Source organism: Leisingera sp. F5 (assembly GCF_001593695.1).
Map to the genome: position 1 here is coordinate 1 of NZ_LUKH01000847.1, position 1,575 is coordinate 1,575.

The following is a 1,575-nucleotide window of genomic DNA, read 5'->3' on the forward strand; positions in this document are numbered from 1 at the left end:
CCATGACAGAGATCCGGGTCAAGATCTGCGGGCTCAGCGCGCCGCAGGATGTTGCGACCGTTGCCGGGGCAGGGGCGGCTTATGCCGGTTTTGTATTTTTTCCCAAGTCCCCGCGCAACGTCAGCATCGAACAGGCCGCAGCTTTGGCCGTCGAAACCCCCGCCGGCCTGTGCAAAGTAGCGCTGACAGTAAACGCCGCAGATGCAGAGCTTGATGCGATCACAGCCGCGGTGCCGCTTGATATGCTGCAGCTCCATGGCAAGGAAAGCCCGCAGCGGGTGGCCGAGGTGCGCGCGCGCTACGGCCTGCCGGTGATGAAGGCCGTTGGCATCGCCGATGCCGCCGACCTGCCGCAGATTGCGCTCTATGAACAGGTGGCTGATCAGCTCTTAATCGACGCCAAGCCTCCCAAGGAGGCCGTGCTGCCGGGCGGGAACGGCCTGGCCTTTGACTGGCGGCTGCTGGCGGGCCGCAAATACTGGCAGAAACCCTGGATGCTGGCCGGCGGCCTGACCCCGGGCAACGTCGCCGAGGCGATCCGTATGACCGGTGCGCGTCAGGTCGATGTCTCCTCTGGCGTTGAAAACGCGCCGGGGCAGAAAGACGCCGCGCTGATCGAAGATTTCACCAGGGCGGCGCACGCTTCCCGTGGCTGAAGCCCCGCGCCGCAGCAGCCGGTGCAAATGCGGCAGCCGGCGGGATTTGAGTATTTGGAGAAAGATGAAGATGCATCGTCCCGTGTCTTCATCTTTCCAAAAATACTCACTTCGCGACCGCGCCTAGCTGGTATGCCTTCCGGGTATTGCGCAGCCGGCGCACGCTGCCCTCACGCCGTCTTAAACCCGTTCTGCCATGCTTTCCCCTGATCGCGGTCACCCTGGACCTGACACTTCCGGCACTTAGGAACAGGGCCTCAATCATTGGGGGCGTGCAGAGACAACGTATAGCACGCGGGCGAATACGCCCGCCCGCCTCCGCTTGTTGGCAGCGCCGCCAAACTTATCCTCTTAATTTTCAGGACCAGCAGCAAGCGGCGGCTATCAGACATTCCGGCAGGGCATCGGCCTTCGCCGGATGTGCCTGCTTGCTTGAACCCCTCTTTACCAAGGCAGCGGGGCGCTATAGTCATTGCGGGCGCTGCGAGAGAGGGAAGAACCATGGCCGACGATCTTTTCAACAGCTTCATGAACGGTCCGGATGAACAGGGGCGTTTTGGCATCTTTGGCGGACGGTTTGTCTCGGAAACCCTGATGCCGCTGATCCTGAGCCTTGAGGCCGAATATAACCGCGCCAAGGACGACCCTGCCTTCTGGGCGGAGATGAAGGATCTGTGGACGCATTACGTTGGCCGTCCCAGTCCGCTCTATCACGCCGAGCGTCTGAGCACCGAGCTGGGCGGCGCCAAGATCTATATGAAGCGTGACGAGCTGAACCACACCGGTGCGCATAAGGTGAACAACGTGCTGGGCCAGATCCTGCTGGCACGCCGTATGGGGAAGACACGGATCATCGCCGAAACCGGTGCCGGCCAGCACGGTGTGGCCACCGCCACCGTCTGCGCCAAGTTCGGCCTTA

Annotated in this window: 2 protein-coding genes; both read left to right on the forward strand. The window is 62.2% G+C overall.

The window, feature by feature from the left end; translation table 11 throughout:
* Window positions 1–2 precede the first annotated feature (2 nt).
* Complete coding sequence (locus A2I95_RS36685) at window positions 3–656, forward strand: phosphoribosylanthranilate isomerase (protein ID WP_291737410.1); 654 nt, start codon at window positions 3–5, stop codon at window positions 654–656.
* A gap of 501 nt (window positions 657–1,157) precedes the next feature.
* On the forward strand, window positions 1,158–1,575 hold a 418-nt coding region (locus tag A2I95_RS36690; protein ID WP_291737411.1), incomplete at its 3' end, for a pyridoxal-phosphate dependent enzyme.